This is a genomic window from Alkalicoccus chagannorensis DSM 18086 (genome assembly GCF_000429725.1).
Taxonomy (GTDB): Bacteria; Bacillota; Bacilli; order Bacillales; family Salisediminibacteriaceae; genus Alkalicoccus; species Alkalicoccus chagannorensis.
In genome coordinates, this window is the sequence record NZ_AUCK01000015.1 from 45,861 (window position 1) to 67,405 (window position 21,545).

Genomic DNA, 21,545 nt, shown 5'->3' on the forward strand with positions numbered 1-21,545 from the left:
AGAAGGAGTCATCCAGATGACGGAAACTAGTGGCCGGGAACGAATCATGTCAGCGAAAGAAGTGATCCGACGCGCGTGGCATTGGATCATGGATCAGAAAAAACAGGTTTTTCTTTTGAGCCTTCTCTTACTTGCCCCGCCTCTCATCCTCGAATGGGTCATTCGTGCCGGGCTGGGGATGCCGCTGGTGACGGGACCTGGAGCCGGCACGCCGGTGTGGGAACTTTTCTGGACTGGGGGATCGGAACCATCAGCCGTATCGCTGCTGTGGTGGGAACCTTTGTTGAACATACTGGCATTTCTGCTGTGGCCGTTGTTTGTCATCAGCTTTGTGCTGCTGCGGCAGGAAAGGAACGATGGTGTCGGTGCCATTTTGAGGCGGACGGGCCAATTATCTTTGCAGGCTGTTTTTTCGACCCTGCTCGTGGTGGTGGCATCGATGGGGGTGATGGCGGTTTTTCTTCTGCTTGGATCTCCCGCTGGAGGCATCATTTCGCTGCTGCTTTTCGTGATTGGCGGGGCGATGCTGCTGTTTCTACTGCTTAAATCAAGTCTCTACCTCGGTTTGATTGCAAGTGGAGAGGCTCCACCTGCACTGATCCAGTCCTGGAGCTGGATCCAGGATCATACCGGGCGCACAGCGCTGCTGTTTTTCCTTGTGCTTCTAGTCTTCGGTATTGGGGGAGCCGTGCTGCAGCTTTCGGTTGTGTCGCTCCTTGGCTTCAGTCTCTTGTCGGAGGCCGTGCGTCTAGGTACGGTGTATCTCACCTACGTTGCTGCAGCTTCGGTCTATTCGGTATTGTTTGTAAATATCTACCGATGGGAACGAGGAGAGTAGTCGAAAAAAGGGGGACTATGTATGAAGAACGCTATGAGAGGAACGGCAGCAGCGGCTGCAGCCGGAATTCTGGCTGTAGTAGCCGTCCTTGCTTCGGACAGCTTATATGCCCTGCTCGCAGTGAGCGGGGCTGTCATGCTTGCTGCAGGAGCGGTGATGCTGGTCATGCTGGTCAAAACAAGCGGGGCGGCAGTTCCTACCGTGTACGGGACATCCAAACCGAACAGCATGACGACCGTCAGCCGGGCAGAAGGCAGCGGAGAGGCAGAAGAAGATCGAGGACGCCGGCAGAAGCTGGTCTTCTGGGGTGTGCTGCTCGGGTGGATGATCCTGCTCTTCTTTGCTGGCGTCATTGCCCTGCAGCCGTCCGCCTGAACGAGCCGCATGGGTCGGAAGGAACGGCCTGCTCCAGCATAAAACAGCTGCCGGGTGCCATGCCCGGATTCGGAAGACCGACAGCCATGTCCTTTCCTCAAACAATCATGGTACCTCTCTTTACGAACACGTAAAGGGAGTTTTTTCTTGGGATAAACATGGATACTTTCTCATCGAAGGGGCGGCAGGCACAGGGCTTTATCTCTGTCTGCTTCCGCTGGCGCCTGCTCGTGGAACGTTTTTCCTTTCTCTTCAGAGGGAATAGACAAGAAGATGGATGAAAAAAGAAGGGGGAGAGCCCATGTTCCAAGTATTCTCCGAAATCGAGCCGCTCCGTAAAGTGCTGCTGCACCGCCCGGGCAGGGAAATTGAGAACGTGACCCCCGATGAAATGAGCCAGCTGCTTTTTGATGATATTCCCTACCTCCCTGCGATGCAGAAAGAGCATGATGTGTTTGCCGATACGCTCCGCAGCCAGGGTGTCGAGGTCGTCTATCTGCATGACTGGATGACGACCTGCCTTCAGGACGACGAGCCCCGGATCCGCTTTCTTGAGCGAATGGCGGAAGCTTCGATGATGGCACAGGGGCGTTCGGCTTCTGCGCTGAAAGAATATCTTCTCGATCTGGATGCAGGAGCTTTCGTCGAAAAGATGATGTCCGGCGTTCGGAAAGAAGAGCTGCCTGAACAAAGGCGTCAGCATTTGTACGAACTCATGACGAAGCACTATCCTTTCTACCTTGCGCCGATGCCGAACCTGTACTTCACGCGGGATCCGGCTGCCGTCATCGGTCACGGCATTTCGTTGAATCCGATGAGCCAGGAAGCACGGAAGCGGGAATCGATGTTCATGGAATGCATTCTGGAGGAGGATGCCGGACTCCAGCACGTGCCGCGGTGGATGACAAGGGATCATCCTTTCCCAGTAGAAGGCGGCGATCAGCTCGTACTAGACCGGTGGACAGTGGCGATTGGTGTTAGTGAACGCACCTCCGCGCGGGCCGTGGAGGATCTTGCTGCTTCCCTCTTTGCCTCATCCGATTTTCAGCGTGTTGTCGTCGTCGAAATACCGAAAAAGCGGGCGTCGATGCACCTGGATACGGTATTTACGATGGTGGATACCGACCAGTTCACCACGCATGCGGAAGTGATAGATAAAGATGGACAGATGAATATCTTTCTCCTGGAGCGGGGCGATCCCCTGACGATTACACGATGGTCCAGCTTATCAGCCGCGTTAAAAGAAGTACTCGGTCTGAGCGAGATCAACATGATCCCGTGTGGCGGTGGAGATAAAATCGCATCTGCCAGAGAGCAGTGGAACGACGGATCGAACACGCTGGCGGTTGCACCAGGGGTTGTCGTGACCTATGAACGGAACTACGTATCCAATGAGCTGATGCGGCGGAACGGCCTGCAGGTGTTGGAAGTACCAAGTTCGGAACTCGTCCGCGGGCGCGGCGGTCCACGCTGCATGAGTATGCCGCTCGTACGTGGAGACAGCAGAGCATAGAAAGAGCGGTGGCTGCGTCGTGTGAGTTGAAACGGCTCGAGAAGGCAACGTCTTTTCGATAATGCCGGACGTCGCAGCGGCGACGCTCAAGCGACGTGCGTTGCATCGTCGAGGGCAGTGCCTCTGAGTAAGCGTCCACCGAAAGCGAAAAAATCAACGACGAACGATTCACAAGCTTCATAAAAAGGAGAATATCTATGCTGTTACAACATTTCTATGATGACAAACTCGCCCAGGCATCGTATCTCGTCGGGTGTCAAAAGACGGGGGAAGCCATCGTCATTGACCCATCGCGTTCCATTGCTCCTTACTTGGAAGCAGCGGAAAAGCAGGGGCTGACAATCACGAAGGCATTGGAAACGCATATTCATGCGGATTTTGTTTCCGGTGTGCGGGAACTGAACGACCGTGCCGGTGCGACGGTCGTCGTATCTGGATACGGAGCGTACACGTTCCCGAAAGAGGTGGATGTGCTTCGAGTAAAAGACGGGGACGAACTATGGGTCGGACATAATAGGCTGGACGTTCTGCACACTCCCGGTCATACGCCGGAGCACGTGTCCTACCTCCTGACGGATGGAGCGAATCCGGAAGCGCCGATCGGGTTGTTCTCCGGAGACTTCCTGTTCGTCGGGGATGTCGGCAGACCGGACCTGCTGGAGAAGGCCGCAGATCAGCCCGACACGGCAAGGCAGGGTGCGCAGGATATGTTTGCGTCGCTGCAAAAACTGGAGGAACTGGACGGTTTTGTTCAAGTATGGCCGGGGCACGGCGCAGGAAGTGCCTGCGGGAAATCGTTGGGGTCTGTCCCTTCCTCCACGATCGGGTATGAGAAAAAATTCAACCCGGCTCTTCAATTCAGCAGCCGGGATGCCTTTATCGCTTTCCTTCTGGAAGGACAGCCGGAACCGCCGGTGTACTTTGCTGAAATGAAGCGGATCAACCCGGGACTCGTGCTTCCGCTATCCGAAGAACGGAGAAAGGGGATCCTGCATGCACGGCCGGGATTAGCAGCAGCGCTGGCTGCGGATCAGGAAGCGGTCGTGATTGACACGAGACCGTCTCCTTCCGCTGCGGCAGGGTTTCTGCCCGGCAGCATCAACCTTCCTTACACGCCGGGCTTTCTTCAATGGTTCGGCTGGCTGGTGGATTATACGAAGCCGCATTACTTCATTGCAGCCCCGGAGCTCGCGGATGCACTCTATGACGAATGCGCCCGCATCGGCATCATGCCGGCGGGTATTTTCCCACCCGCAGCAGTCAAAGGCAGCCTGCATCATATACCCCAGTGGACACCGGAAGATCTGCATGCGGACGAGTTGGTCCAGGCGGTGGATGTCCGGCTCGATGATGAATGGGAAGAAGGCCACGTTCCGGGAGCGCTCCATGTGAAGCTGCATGATATTCCCGAGCGTGCCGGGGAAGTCCTGGACAAGGAGCAGCCGGTGCACGTCTACTGCCTCACGGGCGTCCGTTCTGCGGCGGCCGCTTCCCTGCTGAAGAATCAGGGATTTCGTGTGATTGATACGATCGGCGGCTTGAAAGGCTGGCGTTCCCGCCGGCTGCCGGAAGAAGCTTCTCATTGACGTACAGAATAAAATTAAGTATACTTTAATTAGTTACTTACAAAAATAAAGTTAAATGAGGAGGCTTCATGATGAAGGGCCTGAAAGGACTGCACCACGTGACTGCTATTACAAGCAGTGCTGAAAAAAACTATGAATTTTTTACGTATGTACTGGGCATGCGTCTCGTGAAAAAGACGGTGAACCAGGATGATATCCAGACGTATCACCTCTTTTTTGCAGATGATGAAGGGAATGCAGGGACGGACATGACGTTTTTCGATTTTCCCGGCATTCCGAAAGGACGCCACGGCACCAACGAATTGTATAAAACGGGCTTCCGTGTCCCGAGCGATGATGCGCTGCATTACTGGGTGAAACGGTTTGACCGTCTCGATGTTAAGCACCAGGGCATCAAAGAAATGTTCGGCAAGAAGCTGTTGACGTTCCAAGATTTCGATGAGCAGATGTATATGCTCGTGTCGGATGAGAAAGACAACGGCGTGCCGGCCGGAAAGCCTTGGAAGGGCGGTCCTGTACCAGAAGAGTTTGCCATTACCGGCCTCGGTCCGATGCAGATTCGGATTGAACCTGCGGAAGGATTTCACGAGATTCTCGAAAAAGCATACGGATTTCAAGAAGTAGACCGGGAAGGTTCGATCCGGCTGTTTGAAACAGGAGAAGGCGGCAACGGGGCGCAGCTGTTTGTCGAGCATAATGCCGTGCTTCCGCCTGCGCAGCAGGGATACGGCACCGTGCACCATATTGCGTTCCGTGTAGAAGACCGGGATGCAATCCATGCCTGGGACAGCCACCTCCGCGAACTCGGTTTTCAGACATCCGGCCATGTAGACCGCTTTTATTTTGAATCTCTTTATATTCCGAGCGGACCGCAGATTCTCTTCGAACTCGCGACAGATGGTCCCGGCTTTACCGGAGATGAACCATACGAAACACTAGGAGAAAAGCTTGCGCTTCCTCCGAAGCTCGAGCCGAAGCGTGAAGAAATCGAAGGGTACGTGCGGCATATTGATACTGTCCGCAGTACGAAAACGATCGAAAAAGAATACGAATAAAGAGAAGCCGGCTCTGCTGCAGCGGGGTCCTTCATGAAAATACGCTTCCGGTGATCCCGTATGGATTGTCGGAAGCGTTTCGTGTATACCTGGAAATAAGGTTAGTGGCTCATGCAGAGGATTATGTTCCTTTTGGCATGTGAGCAGGCCGCTTCTGCTCGCGGAAGGGGGTGAATCTCCAACCTGTTCAGGCTGCCCGGACGTGATCCGCAGCGATCTTCCTGCGATTTCACGAAATTGTGATACTCTCTTCGGATTTTCCTTTGAGCAGAATGGTAGAATTCCTGTATAATATATAAGGATAGCGGCTGCTGTCGATAAAGCCGGAAAAGATCGCTGAAAGAAGTGGAGGGGAATATATGGGAAAACGCGTTGGTTTGTTTATTCTGACCAATATCCTTGTCATCACGACCATTCTCATTGCCTGGACCGTGATTACAACATTTACGGATATTAACCGTTCCTATGATCTCGGTGCAGACGCTGGAGGTCTTGGGATTGACTACGTATCGCTGGGTGTACTCAGTATTTTGATTGGTTTTGCAGGGTCCTTTATTTCACTGGCGCTGTCGAGAGTGATGGCGAAGAAGATGATGAAGGTCAAAGTCATCGACCCGGACAATCCTGCCAATGCGCATGAACGGAATGTCGTTGAAAAAGTACATCGATTTTCACGTGCAGCTGGACTTATGCATATGCCGGAAGTTGGGATCTATCAGTCTCCGGAAGTGAACGCATTCGCCACAGGCCCGACAAAAAAACGATCGCTTGTTGCGGTCTCTCAGGGGCTGCTGCAGTCCATGGATGATGACGCGGTTGAAGGCGTCGTTGCACACGAAGTGGCCCACGTAGCCAATGGCGACATGGTCACCATGACGCTGCTGCAGGGCATTGTCAACACGTTCGTCGTGTTCTTCTCCCGGATCGCGGCACTGCTTGTGTCCCGACTGGTCCGCTCGGAGATGCAGTTCATCGTCCGCATTGCGGCGATTTTCATCTTTCAGATTCTCTTCTCGATTCTGGGCAGTCTCGTCGTCATGGCCTACTCGCGCTGGCGCGAATACCATGCAGACCGGGGCGGCGCTGATCTGGCCGGCAAAGACAAAATGGCCCATGCGCTTCGTTCCCTGCAGGCTCATGTCGAGAAAGCGAATATCAAGCAGGACCGTACCGACGATTCTGCTGTCGCAACCATGAAAATCAGTACGAAGGGAAGTGCAGCACGCCTGTTCTCTTCTCACCCACCGCTGGATGAGCGGATTGCACGACTGGAAGAGCGTTAAAGAAACGCAGGAAGGGACCGTCTCTGAACAAAGCAGAGGCGGTCCCTTTGTCTATACGAGAGCTCCCTATTCTTCGGTTCTAAAATTAATGATGGGGCAGCGGTTCATTTCTGTGGCACCTTTTCTTCCGTTTTAGGCGGACGTCTGCCAAGGAGCGCTGCGCTCAAAGAACCCGCGGTACACGCCGTTCCGATCACAAGGCGCTCCGCGCTTACGTTTCTTCTGGTGGTGGAGTATATGATTATCACTTTTTTCATGCTTCATGTTATACTGACTTCCACGGGTGGATGATGCCCGTAAACGGTTCCGACTTCTTCCGCTGCTTCCGTTTCCGCACCAGGAGAAATTGTCGACGATAGAACTAGATAAGTATCCTGCAGGTTCGGGTATACCTATACTAAAGGACAGAAAGGAGCTTGCTCTATGCTTTGGTTTTTTCTCATGGTCATGATGTTTTTCGGTTTCGTTGTCCTGGTGTCCGCCGCGTTCACTCCTGGTGCAAGACCACCGGCTGATGACGCGCTTGTTGGGAAGGAAGTTGCGAGAAAGAGAGAGGTACAGGCCAAGGCCGGCACGTTTGATGTCGTGCTGATCAAAATGCCTAGTGCGTATGAAGACCGCTGCTACCGTATTGAGTTGATGAAAAACGGCATGCTCGTCCATAAGAATATCGATTTCTTCGATCAGGACGCCTCCTACACGGAAGTCATTAAAGGCTTCATCAAGGAGTTTGACCGCCGGATGGCGGAAAAGCATGCGGAAGAGCAGGCAGAAGCTGACCAGCGTTTTGAAGTGGAAGTATGGGATGGAGATGTATATGAGGACAACGTGACGGAAATACCGAAGCGTGTGGAGGACAAAGCCTCCAACTCCTGAATACCCTCCCCAAATGAATAAAAACGAAAAGAGCAGGAACAAACCAGCTCTAAATAAGGGAAAAAACGCTTCCGATGATCCAAAACAATGGATCGTCGGAAGCGTTTCGTCTGTACATAGACATCACGGAACCGGCGTGCCTTGACGCCGCAGGTTTTTAGAGGGAAGAAGGCATTTTTCGTGCTTCCCGAAAAGCGGACACTGCACTGGCCTGCTCAGGGAGAGCCCGGCTTCTCCTCATCGTCCCGGACAGCGGAAATCCCTTTTTCTTCAAAGATTTCTCCTGCGATGCGTATCGCTGTTGCCGCTTTCGGGAAGCCCGCATAAGCGGAACACTGAAGCATCACTTCCACAATCTCCTCGGCTGAAAATCCCGCCTTCAGCGCCGCCCGGATATGGAACGGCAGCTGTTCGAATGCCCCTTGGGAAATGAGGGAAGAGAGCGTGATCAGCGTGCGCTGCTGCTGATCCAGCACGTCCCGGTCGTACACTTCCCCGAAACCGTAGCCGACCATCATGTCGACAAACCTGGGAGAGATATTTCTGTAGTTTTCAATCATCTGCACGCCTTGATCATCGGTCATGGTGCGCAGTTTAGCGAGTCCTTTTTGATAAGCGTCTCCGTCTCTGTTCACTGCAGGTGCCCCTTTCCTGAATGGTTCCTCTCATTTTAACACAGGCACCGTTTCTGCGGAGGACAGGCCGGAAAATCAGGATAAATCATGCGGCTCTTTCCCCCGTAAGCCTCACCCCCGGCGCATCGTTGGAGGAATTTCTTCCGTATCGACCACGAGTTCGAGTACATAGGGGCTCTTCAGCGGAAAAAGATGCTCAAGCGCGCGTGCGAGGGACGCCTCATCGCTCACCCTGGAGGAAGCAGCTCCAAGCGATGAAGCAAAATCTGCCGCATGCACCGGGAATTTGTAGGTCGTCCCGACCGAGCGGCCGAGATGGCGCTTCATGCCTTTATCGACCATGTCGAGGGCCTGATTATTAATCACCACAAACAGGACGGCCGCATCGTTTTCCACTGCGGTGGCAATTTCAGTTCCGTGCATAAAGAGGCAGCCATCCCCTGTCAGGCAGACGACCGGCAGTGATGGTGCGGTAAGCTTAGCGCCAATCGAGAGGCCGATGCCATGGCCCATGGCACCAAATACATCATCAAAGAAAAACGTGCCGGGGTGGAGGATGTCATACTGCTGAATCGCAAAAAACGTATGACTGCCGTCATCGCCGTACAGTACGGTCTCCTCCGGTACATGTTCTCGTAACATCTGGACGGCCCGGGCAGTTGAGAGCGCGCTTCCTGATGCAGGCTCCTCAGGACGAGGAAGGTTCGGCAGCGTCTGGCTTTCCACTTCCTGATCCGGGAGTGGAAAGTGGCGCAGATTGTAGCGCAGGTCTCCTTCGACCGCCAGCGCTGGCACCGCGAACGAGCGGCCGATCACACTCGTATCTATGTCAAAATGAAGGATCTGCTCTGGCGGCTGATCTGCAGGCCAGCCCGCGGTGCTCATATCGCTCAGCTTGGACCCGCAGACAATCAGCAGATCAATGCCCTGCTCGATGTAGGCGTGCGGTTCTTCATTGCCTCCGAGGCCGAGTGCCCCGAGGGAGAGCCGGTGCCGGCTGGGAATACAGCCTTTCCCTCCCGGAGTGGTGCTGACCGGTATTTCCCAGTTTTCAGCAAAAGTGAGAAGCTCCTCGTATGCTCTGCAGGCATCGACGCCTTTTCCGGCAAGAATCATCGGCCGCTCCGCCTGGGCAAGCAGCCTGGATGCTTCTTCAAGCCGGCTGGATCGCAGCGGATGACTATCTGGAAGCGGGAGCTGGAACGGTTCCATGTCAGCGGTCAGGACATCGGCTGGGATGGACAGGTGGACTGGGCCCTTCTTTCCGCTCAGTGCGGTATGTACAGCATAGTCGAGCACGGCTTTCACGTTATCCGTCCGTTCGATGCGCGTGCTGAACTTAGTGACCGGTTCAAAAAGTTTTACAAGGTCGGTTCCATACATGGAAGAATCCTGTCCCTGAGGTTTCGTCGAAGCGCCGATAGAGGGGTGACCGGTAATGAAGAGGACCGGGGCATAGAGCGCGGAAGCCTGAGCAGCGGCGGTCACCATGTTGGAGCCTCCCGGTCCGGACGTACCGACAGCAACGGCAGGCAGACCGGAAGTCATCGCGGCCCCTGCCGCAGCGTATCCGCCGCCGCCTTCATGTTTTGCGAGGACGAAGGGAATGCCGGCATGGTCTGCCGCAAGAATCAAGGGGACAACCGGTTTTCCCGGAATGCCGAAAAGGTGCTGGATTCCCCAGGCTTTGAATTGGTCGGCAAGGACAGCTGCGGTGCTCTTCATCAATGTTCATCGACTCCTTTTTTCACTTTCTGTTTAATTTCATCGATCAGTGGCTGATAGTTCGCTGCAAACGTTTCTGCAGGAAGCGGGGCGGAAAAATAAAATCCCTGAATGTACGGAGAGCCTAGTTCCAGCAGGCGCTGCAGCTGGACGTCACTTTCCACCCCTTCGGCAACGGCCCGCATCCCGAGCGTTTCCGCCATGGCAAGCATCGTGCCGACGAGCACCGAGTCCCCTTCGCAGCCGGACAGGTCATCGATAAACGTTTTGTCGATTTTCAGCGTCTGGATATTGAACCGCTTCAAATAATACAGCGAGCTGTACCCGGTCCCAAAGTCGTCCATGCTGATGTGCAGGCCGAGCCCGCGGAGTTCTTTCAAGACATGTTCAGCATGGTTGAAGTCCATTGCCATCGATTCGGTAATTTCGATGTCGAGAAACTCCGGGCTGACTTCATAAAGGGCGAGGGCGTCGGCGATGCTCTGCACGAAATCCCGCTTCAAAAACTGCTGGGCGGAGATGTTCACGCAGATCTGGACAGGCGGGAGTCCCTGCTCTTTCCACGCCTGATGCTGCCGGCACGCCTCCCGGATTACCCATTCTCCCATCGGTACAATCAGTCCGGTTCGTTCTGCGAGTGGAATGAATTTCCCCGGGGAAAGCAGCCCATGTTCCGGATGATGCCAGCGGATCAAGGCTTCGCAGCAGGCAATCGACGCCGTGTTGATATCGACGATAGGCTGATAATGCAGCACGAGTTCTCCCCGGTCGAGCGCCCGGCGGAATTCACTTTCCATCATTAAATCTTCACGGGAATGCAGGTGCATTTCCGGAGAAAACATCCGGTAATCATTTTTTCCTGAAGATTTCGCTTTGTACATCGCCGCATCGACATGCACCATGTACGACTCGAGGTTCGGCGGCTGTTGTTCGTATACTGCGCCGCCGATGCTCGCCGTAATGTGCAGACTTCGGTCATCAATATCGAACGGGTGCTGGAATTCGCGCAGGATCGAAGCAGCTATCTCGTTCAACTGGCATTCGCCGCTCAAATGCCGCACGAGAACGAGAAATTCATCTCCGCTGATTCTAAACAGCTGGCCGCGGCGGCTGATGACAGCATTCAAGCGCTGAGCGACGGACTGCAGCAGCTGATCACCATTGCTGTGTCCGAATGTGTCATTGATGCTTTTAAAGCCGTCCAGGTCAATCAGCAGCAGCCCTGTGTCCGCTTCGCGGCGGTGCATGAGTTTTTCCAGTTCGTTCTGGAAGAAGCGCCGATTCGGGAGCCCGGTCAGCTCGTCGTGATAAGCGAGGTAGTTGTACTGCTCCTGCAGTCGGTGACGCTCGGTAATATCGCGGAGCTGGGCAAAACCGCCGATGATTCGCTCCTCTTTCGCATCATAGATCGGCTGAGCATCGAAAAGACAGATGTACTGCGGGCGGCCGTCGTTTTTGACATCAATTTCCACGTCTTTATAAATCTTGCCTTCACAGAGTACTTGTTCAAAATAGTCCCCTGTGATAGAAGAATCAAAAATGCTCAGCCCGAGAATGTTGTCACGGTCAAACCCGGAGATCTGTTCGGCAGATGCGTTGTATTCGGTTACCACCCCGCGGGCATCTGTGACAATCACCGCGTTCTGCGTCCGCTCCATCATGATCTGGTTCAACACATTCAATTTATCATTCTGCCTCCGAAGCAGAAGTTCCCGCTCAATCGAACCGACGACGTTGGTCAGCATATGGTGGAACAAATAGTTCTCATGCTCCATGGTAGTCATGATCGAAATAGAGCCGAGCAGGGTATTATCATCGGTATACCGAAAAGGGGAGCTGTAGCAGGCAGTAGCATGAAGAAAATGAAAATAATGATCGTCGCCGATCAGCGCCACGGGTTTCTGCTCATTTAATGCGAGAGAAATGACGTTGGGACCGAGGTCTGTCAGCGTGAAGCGGACTCCGCTTTCAATACCGAGCTGCTGAATCATCTCCTGGATTGCAGCATCCCCGCGAATGTCCAGGATATACCCCTGCTCATCAGAAATGACGATCAACAGCGGCGTCCCCTCCAGGGAACGAAGCACTTGCCGGGAAAAAGCGTGAACGACTTCCAGAATATCCGAGTAGAACTGGCGCTTCTCTGCCAGCTTTCCTTCCGACAGGACTTCAGAAGGACGCCTGATTTCCGCAGGGTCCATTCCACGTTGGCGGCATTCTTGATGTGCAGTTTCCAGCTTGTTTCTCAGCATGGACTGATCCCCTCCTTTTGTCTCAGTATACGTGTTTTCAAAAAGCGTTGTCACGGAAAAACCTGTAAGTGAGGCAGTGTGTCTATCGCAAAAAAGACAGGATAGGAAGTAGGTAGGAAGCTTCGCGAAAAGTAACAGAAGTGCGGTAGGTATATTATTGTCGGCAAGGGGGAGGGGGGAGAATGGGATAAAATGGACCAATCGGCATTCGCCTGACTGCTGTGGAGATGCTTCTGGTTTATTATGAAAGCAAACATGGTATCACTCCTGACCATTCGATGCTCAAAAAAGGCTGCGCCTTCACCCAAAGGGAGAGGCGCAGCCGAGCTTTTTCTAGTAGTTTAAGAAAGTTCTCATACTAGGAGACGACGGCTCCAGCTGCTCGGGAAGCAGGAAGAACCGGTGCTTCCCTCAAAGAATCTGCGGTACACGCCGTTCCGGTCAAAAGGCGCTCTGCGCTCTAGTCAGCCTCGCTGTTCGGCCACGCAGACGCCCTCGATGGTTCTCCGGATCAATCAGGACGTTTGCTGCTCCGGCTCATATTCCTTATCGAATTTGAGGCTTTCAAACAGCTTCTCCTGTTCTTTCAGCGAAGCGTTCGCTGCCAGCCCGGACGCAGCAGACAGCGCTGCTGCAGCGAGGATCACCGTGCCAAATCCAAATGCCTTAGGCAGCTGCCATGGCAGAATGCCGTTGGCAAACAGCTGTCCGAGAGCAGGGAGAATCAAGAAAAACGGCAGGTGCCGGGCAATCGACCGGATCAGCCTCGCCTGCTTCGGCCAATGGCGGATGCTGCGCCATTTCTGGTAAAATCGTTCATGGACCGCCGGCAGATTCTTGACCCGGTAGAGAAGGTATAGGGCTGCACCTGCTAGCAGGCTGTAATAAAGAGGAAGATAATACATTTCCGCGAGAAGCGGAAAAACAGCTAAAAGGACAAGGCCGAGTGTACCACCAATGGCCAGTGTTTTTTGTCGTTGATTCATACGTCATCGCTCCTTCCGAAGAAGATTGTATCACAGGAAGGAACACGGGGGAATACGGGAGGAGGAAGCCAATATGACAGAGAGATACATACGTGCATGGATGAAAGCAGACTGGCCGGCGGCCGCAGCGATTTACGAGGAAGGCATTCAGGAACCGGATGCTACGTTTGAGGAGATCGTGCCGGACTGGGACGATTGGGACCGGGTGCACCTCCAGAGGGGAAGGCTCATGGTGGAAACAGCCGGTGTCATGGCTGCCTGGACCGCCCTGGCACCAGTCTCCGCGCGCCGTGCGTATGCTGGTGCAGCGGAAGTCAGTATTTATGCAGCTTCATGGGCTCGGGGACAGGGTATAGGAAAGGAACTGCTCGCCGCTCTGGAAGAAGAGGCGGCAGCAGCCGGCATCTGGACCCTGCAGGCAACGATTTTTGCAGACAACGAACCGAGTCTCCGCCTCCACAGCCGGGCTGGATTCCGCACGGTCGGCCGGAGAGAGAAGATTGCCAGAAAGAATGGGTGCTGGAAAGACACGATCATCATGGAGAAGCGCAGCCGTTGGATCGGCAGAGAGGAGTCAGAACATGTATAAAGCCGTTTTTCTTGATGCTTACGGAACGTTGTTTGATGTACGTTCACCGGAGAAAGCGCTCCGTCGTTTTGTCGGAGAACAGGCCGCAGAAGCCGGCCAGCTCTGGCGCAGGAAACAATTGGACTATGCATTTACGAAGGAGATGACCGGGCAGTGGGAACCGCTCTCCACTTGTACGCGGCGGGCACTGGACTATGTGATGAACGTGTATGGCATAGGAGGAGGGGCGGATGTCAGGGAGACGCTGTTTGAGGAATACATGAAACTCGAACCATTCGATGAATCAAAAGAAGTACTGGAGGCCTGCGGCGGAAAAGCTGCCCGGGTGATTCTCTCCAACGGATCCTACGATATGCTCCGTCCGTTAACGGACCGTTCTATTCTGGCAGCCTGCCTGGACCGCGTGCTGAGTGTCGAAGAGATACGCCGGTTCAAACCAGCCCCGGAAACATACCAATTCGGCCTTGATACGATGCAGCTGGAACCGGAGGAGGTGCTGTTCGTTTCTTCTAATACGTGGGATATCACCGGAGCGGCAGCCGCCGGGCTGGATACGCTGTGGATCAACCGCAGCCAGGTGCCGTTTGAACAAGGGTTTCCGGCTCCTGCCTACGAAGCAGCTTCTCTGCACCGGCTTGAACAGCTCCTTCGTCGTGAATAGGAGAAGCAGCTGCCGGGAGTCTTCCTGTGCCGGGCATGATCAGCCGCGGGCATCGTCCACCGCTTCGGGAATGTCCCGGAGCTCTTCGGTAAGTAATACCGCCTCCTCATGATCGGCGACGATGTAGAAGGGGTAGCTCTCTATCTGCCATTCGGAAGCGGCATAGGCCGCGATGCTGTCCGCATGCATCGCCTGGGCTGCTGCAAGATCCGGATGCAGATCCAGCAGTTCTCTGAGTGTAGCTTCGGTGATCGAAGCCTCCGGTGCGGCGATCGTCACGACCCATTCCCCTTCATTTTCTGCGAGCACGGAATCCGGGAGGGACCCGCTCTCCTGTTCCGGTGCCGCGCTGAGCAGCAGGTCGGACGCCTCGATGCTGAAATCATCCGGCGCCGGGGCCGGGCTGACAGCAGCAGACTGTCCTTCCTCCATATCCTGATATCCGAGCATGTTCCCTGCTTCATCCACCACTGCGGTATCCTCGGTAATGTGAATGACGTGCCGTCGATCCTCCTCCGGCGCTTCCACGACGACTTGATCATCATTTTGATGAATCTGCGACAGCGTGCCGTGAAATGTATCCTCTTCGGCATCCGGCTCCGAGGTGCTTTCCTCATACCAGTCCCCTGTATCGACTTCCTCCCGTTCTTCTTCAAACAGGCGCGGTTCGCGTTCCATGTCCTCTTCGTTAAAGAATGATCCATCTCTCTCTGTGCATGCCGGTACCATCGCGGCAGCAGAAAGCAGCGTAAGAAAAACCCTCATGTGAAACAGCCTCCTGTTTTCGTCTGTTTTATTGTAACAGGTGCGGCGGCACGGCGGGAGGGACAGAATATTCTTATTTGCAAGACTTTAATGAAAGCGGTTACAATACTGTGGTGCTTCGGCTACACTGGAAGAAACAGGTGGGGAGGAGCTGCATCCATGAAGACAAAGGACGATGTATTGGCATTGACAGGTGAGGCGCTTGAACCGGCGGAGCGCAGCGGCGTGTATGAACAAATGACAGCCGGCATGCAGGAGAAGATGAGGTATTTTCTTGGCTATCAGGTCAATCAGGATCTGTCGTATTCGGAAGAACTGCACCCCTTTTTAGGGATGCACTTAAACAACATCGGCGATCCGTTTACGGATGGGAACATGACCATGCACAGCAAAGAGATGGAGCGGGCCGTGCTTGATTATTATGCTTCGCTCTGGCACGCCGAGACGCCTCATGCGAATGAGAACGGCAACTCCTACTGGGGCTATACGCTCTCGATGGGCAGTACGGAGGGGAACGTGTACGCGATCTGGAATGCACGAGACTATCTATCGGGAAAACTGCTCCTCTCCCAAGAGGATGCGGAAGCGGAGGCAGACCGGGCGAGTCGGAGCGGGAAACCTGCCAGAGCCGCGGGGCTGCAGTACAGCCAGGCGGATGAGCGGCTGGAAAATCCGAACGCGTATCGTCCGGTTGCGTTCTTCTCACAGGATACCCACTATTCGATTGTCAAAGCGATGCGTGTCCTCGCTTTTGATACCTTTTACAGCCTCGGAACCCAGCTCGGCAGCTGTCCTCTCTCGTATCCGGCGGACTATCCGGACGGATTCTCCAAAGAGTATATCGGGGAACGGGGATGGCCGAGGGAAGTGCCTTCAGACCTGGACGGCGCTGTCTATGTGCCGGCACTGAAAAAACTAGTCGAATACTTTCTGGCAGAAGGGCATCCGATTTTTGTCTGCTTCAACTATGGGACGACATTCAAAGGCGCGTATGATCCAGTGGAGAGCGCTGTCGAGGCCCTGTCTCCGCTCCTGGAGGCGTATGGGATGCTCGAGCGCACCATCGTGTACGAGAAGAATGGGCAGAAATATACGGATGTGCGCAGCGGATTCTGGTTTCATGTAGATGGTGCTCTCGGCGCGGGGCATATGCCTTACGTCGAGAAAGCCGCAGCCCGGGGACTGCTTCCAGAGCAAGAAGTTCCTGTGTTCGATTTTCGTCTGCCGGAGATTCAGTCGATCTGCATGAGTGGACACAAGGCACTCGGAGCGCCCTTTCCATGCGGGGTTTACATGACGAAGACGAAATATCAGCTGCTTCCGCCGGATGATCCTATGTACATCGGTGCACCGGACACTACGTTTGCCGGCTCGCGCAGCAGTCTGGCCGCGATGTATATGTGGGACCAGCTCGCGCGCATGTCAGAGGATGATCACGTCGCGCAGGCCGTGCATATGCAGAAGATGGCAGCGTATGCCGCCGCTGTGTTGACGAAGGTGGCAGAAGATATCTGCTATGATCTGTGGGTGGAGCATACATCCCTCTCCCTCACGGTCCGTTTCCGCCGGCCGCATCCGGACATCGTCGATACGTATTCGCTCTCCTGCGAAGCTCTCTATGTCGACGGGGAAAAGCGTCATTATGCGCATTTGTTTGCCATGAAGCATGTGAGCCGGGAACTGCTTGATACGTTAGCGGAAGATCTGCGCCAAGAGGGTGCATTCCCCTGCAGGGAGACGAAGCACCAAGGACCCGGCCCGGCAGCCGATACACTTCTCTCCGGCAGGAGTTTCAAGTAACAGGGGAGCACTGCCCGCGGCAGGCGATGGTCCCGCGGTCCCATTCACCTTCATGAAACCGGAGGCCTTTCCCCAAAAATGGGGAGGGCCTCTTTGGGTAATAAGAGTGTACACGTTCTCATCGAGGGAGACGGCGGTGCGCGCTTTTGTTCAAGTATAGGGCGCTGGATTTTCGCCTCGTTCTGATCCTCGTATTCGAGGTCCTCCGATATCGGCAGCAGGCCGTACGCTTCAACTGCCTGATTATCATAGGCACGAGCTTGTTACATACGGACGGAACTTTACCCATGCGACGTTTCCAGGAGGAATCGGGATGCCAGTAGCTTCAACGTATTTACCATGAAAGCGGAATAGCCTTCGTGTCTGCGTATCGTGACGTCTTTCTCCAATAAGCAGATCCGTTTCACCGACGTGTCCGGCGGGGACGCCTGTGGCATCAGCGCAGCCTGAAGATCCTTTCTCAGGGGGGCTTTCCTGAGAAATAGCTGAAGGCAAGCTTCCGCCGGTAAGCAGAGGGGAAATACAGCCAAACGAATAAACAGGTTTCTTCCCTTAAAGAACCTGCGCCGCACGCCGTTCCGAACAAAAGGCGCTGCGCGCTTTTATTCTTGTGTGCATGCCGGTCAGCCGATGTCCCTCTTGTTGATCGGGCAGGTTAGTTTTTAATACTTAGTTGAGTAATCTTATGTGAAATGTATCCTAATTTTCAAAAAAAGGTTGAAGTTCGCGTTGGACGGGGCTATGATTACGATCATACACTTTTTCACAGCCGGAAGGCTTTTCTTTTTACGTTTAATTCATAGTTAACAGGTATGAATGATGTAAATACTTTATGAGGAGGAAATGATATGGTAAATACCCCGCATGGCGGCAGCTTAATTCAACGGGAGGCATCTCCTTCAGAGAAAGCGGCCCTGCAGCAGAAAGCAGCATCGCTGCCGGTACTGGAAATCTCAGCCTGGACTCTCTCTGATCTGGAGCTCATTGCCCTTGGTGGATTCAGTCCGTTAACTGGTTTTTTGAAGAAAGCGGATTATGAACGGGTGGTCGAGGAAGGCCGCCTGGCGGATGGAACACCATGGCCTGTTCCGATCACGCTGCCTCTGAAGCAAGCAGAGGCCGACACGGTACAAGCCGGGAAGCAGGCCGCCCTGCGCGGAGCAGACGGAATCATCTACGCGATTCTTGAGGTCGAAGAAATCTATGCGTACGATGCTGCCTCAGAAGCGGAAAAGGTATACGGGACGAGCGATCCGGAGCATCCCGGAGCAGCAAGGCTGTACCAGGGGGGCGGCTATTATGCCGGCGGCAGCATTATCCTCCTGGAGCGGCCATCCCATGCACCCTTTGACGAATACAATCTGGCACCGGCAGAAACCCGCCGGTTGTTCGAGGAGCTCGGATGGAAGACGGTCGTTGGGTTTCAAACGAGGAACCCGGTACACCGGGCACACGAATACATCCAGAAATGTGCGCTGGAGGCAGTGGACGGACTGCTCCTGAATCCGCTTGTCGGTGAGACGAAATCGGACGATGTGTCTGCTGCTGTCAGGATGGAGAGCTACGAAGTGATTCTCGATCGATACTATCCAAAGAACAGGACCAGGCTGGTGCTTTATCCAGCGGCCATGCGGTATGCCGGACCGAGAGAAGCCGTGCTGCACGCCCTCGTCCGCAAAAACTATGGATGCACGCACTTCATCATCGGTCGTGACCATGCGGGGGTCGGTGATTATTACGGCACATACGAAGCGCAGGAGTATGCAGCGTCATGGGAAGACGAAATCGGGATTCAGCTGTTCCGTTTCGAACATGCTTTCTACTGCACGGCGTGTGAAGCCATGGGAACGGCTAAAACCTGCCCTCATGACGCGGCTGATCACGTGCACCTCAGCGGAACGAAAGTTCGGGAGATGCTGCGACGAGGAGAAAAACCGCCGAAAGCGTTCTCCCGTCCGGAAGTAGCGGACGTGCTCATTGCAGGAATGAAGGAGCCGGCGGTCAAGCAGTAGCAGGAGAGGAGGAGGAGCAGGAATGACCGTAGAAATCGCCCTGATGATTGGGTTCATCTGCCTGCTTCTCCTGGTGCTCATCAGCGAAATCATCAAACCTGCTTCTGCACTCGCCGGCGGACTCGTGCTGCTTGTAGCAGCGGGGCTGCTGGAGCCATCCAGTGCTCTGAGCGGAGCTGCCAATGAAGGCGTTTGGACGGTGGCACTGCTGTTTCTTGTAGCAGGAGCTGTACAGCAGAGCGGCCTGCTTCATTCGTTCGCCTCCAGCGTGCTCCAGGCCTGCAGGCGGAGTGGGACACTGGTACCGATGATGATCCCGGTGGCTGGACTGTCCGCGTTTTTGAATAACACTCCCGTCGTAATGATGCTTACCCCGGTGCTCCAGCGGTGGTGCAGGGAGCGGGGGATCGCACCCTCTAAAGTGCTTCTCCCGCTGTCCTATGCCGCGATTTTTGGCGGCACGCTCACGTTGATTGGCACATCGACGAATTTAATCATCCACGGGTTCATGCTGGAGGAAGGCATGCAGGGGTTTTCCATGTTTGAACTGGCAGCTGCCAGTCTGCCGGCAGGAGCGGCGGGCATGCTGTTTCTCTTTCTTTTCGGCCATAAATTACTGCCGGAACGGTCCTTCGCCGTGTCGATGGAAATGCCTTCGGATCAACAAACGAGAACGATGCTGCCGATCGTGGTGCTGGTTGGCATGATTACCGCCGCGGCCCTGCAGCTCGTAACGATGTTTCAGGCAGCGCTCGGCGCAGCGATCATCTTATTTGCAGCCGGTTCCATTACACGCAGGACCGCCCATCAGCTGATTCCCCTCCCGCTCCTCGTCATCATCGTCAGCGCCGTCGGGATTGGACACGCGGTGGAGCAGACCGGTACGGCAGCCTGGGCGGCGGGGTATTTTGTCGATGCTTCGTCCGGCATGGGACTCCTCGGGGTGCTGCTCGGCATCTACTTGTTAACGACCATATTTACAGAAGTGATCACCAACAATGCGGCAGCAGTATTGATGTTTCCGATTGCTCATGCAGCCGCCGTGCAGCTGGGTACAGATCCGGTCCCCTTTTTCGTGGTCATCGCGATTGCCGCGTCTGCCAGCTTTGCAACGCCGATCGGTTACCAGACGAATTTGATCGTCTATGAACCGGGCGGCTACCGCTTCACTGATTATTTAAAAATAGGCATTCCGCTGAACCTGATCTACATGCTGGTGACAGTAGGATCCGTCTATATTTTCTGGACAGGAGGATGAACACATGAGTAGTCATATTGTCTGGCACGACTCATCAGTAACTAAACAGGCACGGCAGGAGCATAAAGCACACCGGAGTCCTGTTCTGTGGCTGACCGGGCTCTCCGGGTCAGGAAAATCGACCATCAGCGATGCGCTGGAAAAGATGCTGCACGCCGAGGGCATTCATACGTACCGGCTCGACGGAGATAACGTCCGGCACGGCCTCAATAAAGGGCTCGGCTTTTCACCGGAGGACAGGCAGGAGAACATTCGACGCATCAGTGAGGTGGCTGCGTTGATGCACGACGCTGGTGTACTGACGATCACGGCCTTTATTTCGCCTTATCGGGAAGACCGCCAGATGGCGAGGCAAATCATTGGAGAAGAAGCCTTTGTAGAAGTTTTCGTCGACAGCTCGCTGGAGATATGTGAAGCGAGAGATCCAAAAGGCCTGTACGCAAAAGCGAGAGCCGGGGAAATACAAGGGTTCACCGGTATTGACGATCCCTACGAAGCGCCGGAATCTCCGGAAATCACCATCAACAGCGGGACCGGCACACCGGAAGAAGCAGCGGCTGCACTGAGGACATACCTGGAACAGCGCGGAGACTTATTCAAAGGAGGGAAACCATGATCACGTATGAAGAACCTTCTCCCATCCCGTTTGCCTCCTGGGAACCGGAAGACGAGGAAAAAGGGGCCCGCCGCGTGATTCAGTGGGCGGTGGAAAGCTACGGAGACGAGCTCGTCTATGCGTGCAGTTTCGGCGCGGAGGCCATGGTGATGATCGACATGCTTGCAGCAGAAAAGCCGGATGCGCAGCTGGTCTTTCTGGATACAGATCTTCACTTCCAGGAAACGTACGACTTGATTGACCGCCTCCGCCTCCGCTACCCCAGCCTGCGTATCCACATGAAACAGCCGGATTTGTCACTGGAGGAGCAGGCAGACACTTATGGATCTGCGCTCTGGAAAAGAGATCCGGATCAGTGCTGCTACATCCGGAAGGTCAAGCCGCTCGAGGATGCATTGACGGGAGCGGCAGCCTGGCTTTCCGGGCTCAGGAGAGATCAGTCGCCGTCCCGGGCGGAGACAGCGTTCGTGCAGGTGGACCATCGTTTTCGATCCATTAAAATCTGCCCGTTTATTTATTGGACGTGGCAGGATGTCTGGAGCTATATCGAGACACACAAGCTGGATTACAATCCACTGCACGATCAACAGTACCCAAGCATCGGCTGCATTCCATGTACGACGCGTGCAGCAGATGGGGACAGCCGGGAAGGTCGATGGCAGGGAACGGGAAAGACAGAATGCGGGCTGCACCGCTGATCTGCAGCAGAAGGGGGAAGGA

At 54.6% G+C, this 21,545-nt stretch carries 19 protein-coding genes; 14 read left to right on the forward strand and 5 right to left on the reverse strand.

Translation table 11 applies throughout. The features are described 5' to 3' along the window. Nucleotides 1-16: 16 nt before the first annotated feature. From G477_RS0109650 to G477_RS0109680, 7 genes are all read left to right on the forward strand, one after another. Nucleotides 17-838 (forward strand): hypothetical protein, encoded by an 822-nt coding sequence (locus G477_RS0109650; protein ID WP_026697777.1) that lies wholly within the window; start codon nucleotides 17-19, stop codon nucleotides 836-838. 21 nt (nucleotides 839-859) lie between these two features. Beyond that, entirely contained in the window at nucleotides 860-1,213 is a 354-nt protein-coding gene (locus G477_RS0109655) for a hypothetical protein (RefSeq protein WP_026697778.1), read from the forward strand. Nucleotides 1,214-1,514: 301 nt separating this feature from the next. Continuing rightward, nucleotides 1,515-2,726 (forward strand): arginine deiminase, encoded by a 1,212-nt coding sequence (locus tag G477_RS0109660; protein ID WP_035211729.1) that lies wholly within the window; start codon nucleotides 1,515-1,517, stop codon nucleotides 2,724-2,726. A gap of 197 nt (nucleotides 2,727-2,923) precedes the next feature. Beyond that, the gene (locus G477_RS0109665) at nucleotides 2,924-4,312 is read left to right on the forward strand and encodes an MBL fold metallo-hydrolase (protein ID WP_026697780.1); all 1,389 of its coding nucleotides are present in this window, start codon (nucleotides 2,924-2,926) and stop codon (nucleotides 4,310-4,312) included. Between the two features lie 71 nt (nucleotides 4,313-4,383). Next, nucleotides 4,384-5,367 carry a ring-cleaving dioxygenase gene (locus G477_RS0109670; protein ID WP_026697781.1) on the forward strand — a complete coding sequence of 328 codons (984 nt, stop codon included), beginning with the start codon at nucleotides 4,384-4,386 and terminating at the stop codon, nucleotides 5,365-5,367. 359 nt (nucleotides 5,368-5,726) lie between these two features. Continuing rightward, the gene (gene htpX / locus G477_RS0109675) at nucleotides 5,727-6,650 is read left to right on the forward strand and encodes a protease HtpX (protein ID WP_026697782.1); all 924 of its coding nucleotides are present in this window, start codon (nucleotides 5,727-5,729) and stop codon (nucleotides 6,648-6,650) included. A 423-nt stretch (nucleotides 6,651-7,073) separates the two neighbouring features. Beyond that, entirely contained in the window at nucleotides 7,074-7,526 is a 453-nt protein-coding gene (locus tag G477_RS0109680; protein WP_026697783.1) for a hypothetical protein, read from the forward strand. A gap of 215 nt (nucleotides 7,527-7,741) precedes the next feature. Here the strand turns inward: G477_RS0109680 and G477_RS0109685 are convergent, their stop codons facing one another. From G477_RS0109685 to G477_RS0109700, 4 genes are all read right to left on the reverse strand, one after another. Beyond that, nucleotides 7,742-8,161 (reverse strand): carboxymuconolactone decarboxylase family protein, encoded by a 420-nt coding sequence (locus G477_RS0109685; RefSeq protein ID WP_026697784.1) that lies wholly within the window; start codon nucleotides 8,159-8,161, stop codon nucleotides 7,742-7,744. Nucleotides 8,162-8,272: 111 nt separating this feature from the next. Further along, entirely contained in the window at nucleotides 8,273-9,886 is a 1,614-nt protein-coding gene (locus G477_RS0109690; protein ID WP_026697785.1) for a thiamine pyrophosphate-binding protein, read from the reverse strand. Then, entirely contained in the window at nucleotides 9,886-12,138 is a 2,253-nt protein-coding gene (locus G477_RS0109695; RefSeq protein ID WP_035211732.1) for an EAL domain-containing protein, read from the reverse strand. The genes G477_RS0109690 and G477_RS0109695 overlap by 1 nt, the downstream gene beginning before the upstream one ends. Nucleotides 12,139-12,653: 515 nt before the next feature. Then, nucleotides 12,654-13,124, reverse strand: a complete 471-nt coding sequence (locus tag G477_RS0109700) for a hypothetical protein (RefSeq protein ID WP_026697787.1) — start codon at nucleotides 13,122-13,124, stop codon at nucleotides 12,654-12,656. Nucleotides 13,125-13,197: 73 nt separating this feature from the next. On the opposite strand from G477_RS0109700, the gene G477_RS0109705 reads away from it, so the two are divergent. Next, nucleotides 13,198-13,713, forward strand: coding sequence for a GNAT family N-acetyltransferase (locus tag G477_RS0109705; protein WP_026697788.1), 516 nt, complete (start codon nucleotides 13,198-13,200; stop codon nucleotides 13,711-13,713). Then, entirely contained in the window at nucleotides 13,706-14,374 is a 669-nt protein-coding gene (locus G477_RS19270) for a haloacid dehalogenase type II (RefSeq protein WP_051287892.1), read from the forward strand. Before G477_RS0109705 ends, G477_RS19270 begins: the two co-directional genes overlap by 8 nt. A gap of 39 nt (nucleotides 14,375-14,413) precedes the next feature. On the opposite strand, the gene G477_RS0109715 is transcribed toward G477_RS19270, so the two are convergent. Beyond that, nucleotides 14,414-15,139, reverse strand: a complete 726-nt coding sequence (locus G477_RS0109715; RefSeq protein ID WP_026697789.1) for a hypothetical protein — start codon at nucleotides 15,137-15,139, stop codon at nucleotides 14,414-14,416. Nucleotides 15,140-15,298: 159 nt separating this feature from the next. Here G477_RS0109715 and G477_RS19275 point away from each other — a divergent pair, with 159 nt between their 5' ends. From G477_RS19275 to G477_RS0109740, 5 genes are all read left to right on the forward strand, one after another. Further along, the gene (locus G477_RS19275) at nucleotides 15,299-16,939 is read left to right on the forward strand and encodes a pyridoxal-dependent decarboxylase (protein ID WP_051287893.1); all 1,641 of its coding nucleotides are present in this window, start codon (nucleotides 15,299-15,301) and stop codon (nucleotides 16,937-16,939) included. Between the two features lie 848 nt (nucleotides 16,940-17,787). After that, entirely contained in the window at nucleotides 17,788-18,951 is a 1,164-nt protein-coding gene (gene sat, locus G477_RS0109725; RefSeq protein ID WP_026697790.1) for a sulfate adenylyltransferase, read from the forward strand. Nucleotides 18,952-18,973: 22 nt separating this feature from the next. Then, nucleotides 18,974-20,209: an SLC13 family permease gene (locus G477_RS0109730; protein ID WP_026697791.1), complete on the forward strand. Its 1,236-nt coding sequence runs from the start codon at nucleotides 18,974-18,976 to the stop codon at nucleotides 20,207-20,209. Between the two features lie 4 nt (nucleotides 20,210-20,213). Then, nucleotides 20,214-20,825, forward strand: coding sequence for an adenylyl-sulfate kinase (cysC, locus tag G477_RS0109735; RefSeq protein ID WP_035211734.1), 612 nt, complete (start codon nucleotides 20,214-20,216; stop codon nucleotides 20,823-20,825). Further along, on the forward strand, nucleotides 20,822-21,523 hold the full coding sequence (locus G477_RS0109740) for a phosphoadenylyl-sulfate reductase (RefSeq protein WP_026697793.1): 702 nt from the start codon (nucleotides 20,822-20,824) through the stop codon (nucleotides 21,521-21,523). The genes cysC and G477_RS0109740 overlap by 4 nt, the downstream gene beginning before the upstream one ends. Nucleotides 21,524-21,545: the final 22 nt, after the last annotated feature.

Bases quoted from the DNA above. Each gene is read 5' to 3' on its own strand.
- G477_RS0109650 (WP_026697777.1), top strand. From the start codon at position 17: ATGACGGAAACTAGTGGCCGGGAACGAATCATGTCAGCGAAAGAAGTG.
- G477_RS0109655 (WP_026697778.1), top strand. From the start codon at position 860: ATGAAGAACGCTATGAGAGGAACGGCAGCAGCGGCTGCAGCCGGAATT.
- G477_RS0109660 (WP_035211729.1), top strand. From the start codon at position 1,515: ATGTTCCAAGTATTCTCCGAAATCGAGCCGCTCCGTAAAGTGCTGCTG.
- G477_RS0109665 (WP_026697780.1), top strand. From the start codon at position 2,924: ATGCTGTTACAACATTTCTATGATGACAAACTCGCCCAGGCATCGTAT.
- G477_RS0109670 (WP_026697781.1), top strand. From the start codon at position 4,384: ATGAAGGGCCTGAAAGGACTGCACCACGTGACTGCTATTACAAGCAGT.
- htpX (WP_026697782.1), top strand. From the start codon at position 5,727: ATGGGAAAACGCGTTGGTTTGTTTATTCTGACCAATATCCTTGTCATC.
- G477_RS0109680 (WP_026697783.1), top strand. From the start codon at position 7,074: ATGCTTTGGTTTTTTCTCATGGTCATGATGTTTTTCGGTTTCGTTGTC.
- G477_RS0109690 (WP_026697785.1), bottom strand. From the start codon at position 9,886: ATGAAGAGCACCGCAGCTGTCCTTGCCGACCAATTCAAAGCCTGGGGA.
- G477_RS0109695 (WP_035211732.1), bottom strand. From the start codon at position 12,138: ATGCTGAGAAACAAGCTGGAAACTGCACATCAAGAATGCCGCCAACGT.
- G477_RS0109700 (WP_026697787.1), bottom strand. From the start codon at position 13,124: ATGAATCAACGACAAAAAACACTGGCCATTGGTGGTACACTCGGCCTT.
- G477_RS0109705 (WP_026697788.1), top strand. From the start codon at position 13,198: ATGACAGAGAGATACATACGTGCATGGATGAAAGCAGACTGGCCGGCG.
- G477_RS19270 (WP_051287892.1), top strand. From the start codon at position 13,706: ATGTATAAAGCCGTTTTTCTTGATGCTTACGGAACGTTGTTTGATGTA.
- G477_RS0109715 (WP_026697789.1), bottom strand. From the start codon at position 15,139: ATGAGGGTTTTTCTTACGCTGCTTTCTGCTGCCGCGATGGTACCGGCA.
- G477_RS19275 (WP_051287893.1), top strand. From the start codon at position 15,299: ATGAAGACAAAGGACGATGTATTGGCATTGACAGGTGAGGCGCTTGAA.
- sat (WP_026697790.1), top strand. From the start codon at position 17,788: ATGGTAAATACCCCGCATGGCGGCAGCTTAATTCAACGGGAGGCATCT.
- G477_RS0109730 (WP_026697791.1), top strand. From the start codon at position 18,974: ATGACCGTAGAAATCGCCCTGATGATTGGGTTCATCTGCCTGCTTCTC.
- cysC (WP_035211734.1), top strand. From the start codon at position 20,214: ATGAGTAGTCATATTGTCTGGCACGACTCATCAGTAACTAAACAGGCA.
- G477_RS0109740 (WP_026697793.1), top strand. From the start codon at position 20,822: ATGATCACGTATGAAGAACCTTCTCCCATCCCGTTTGCCTCCTGGGAA.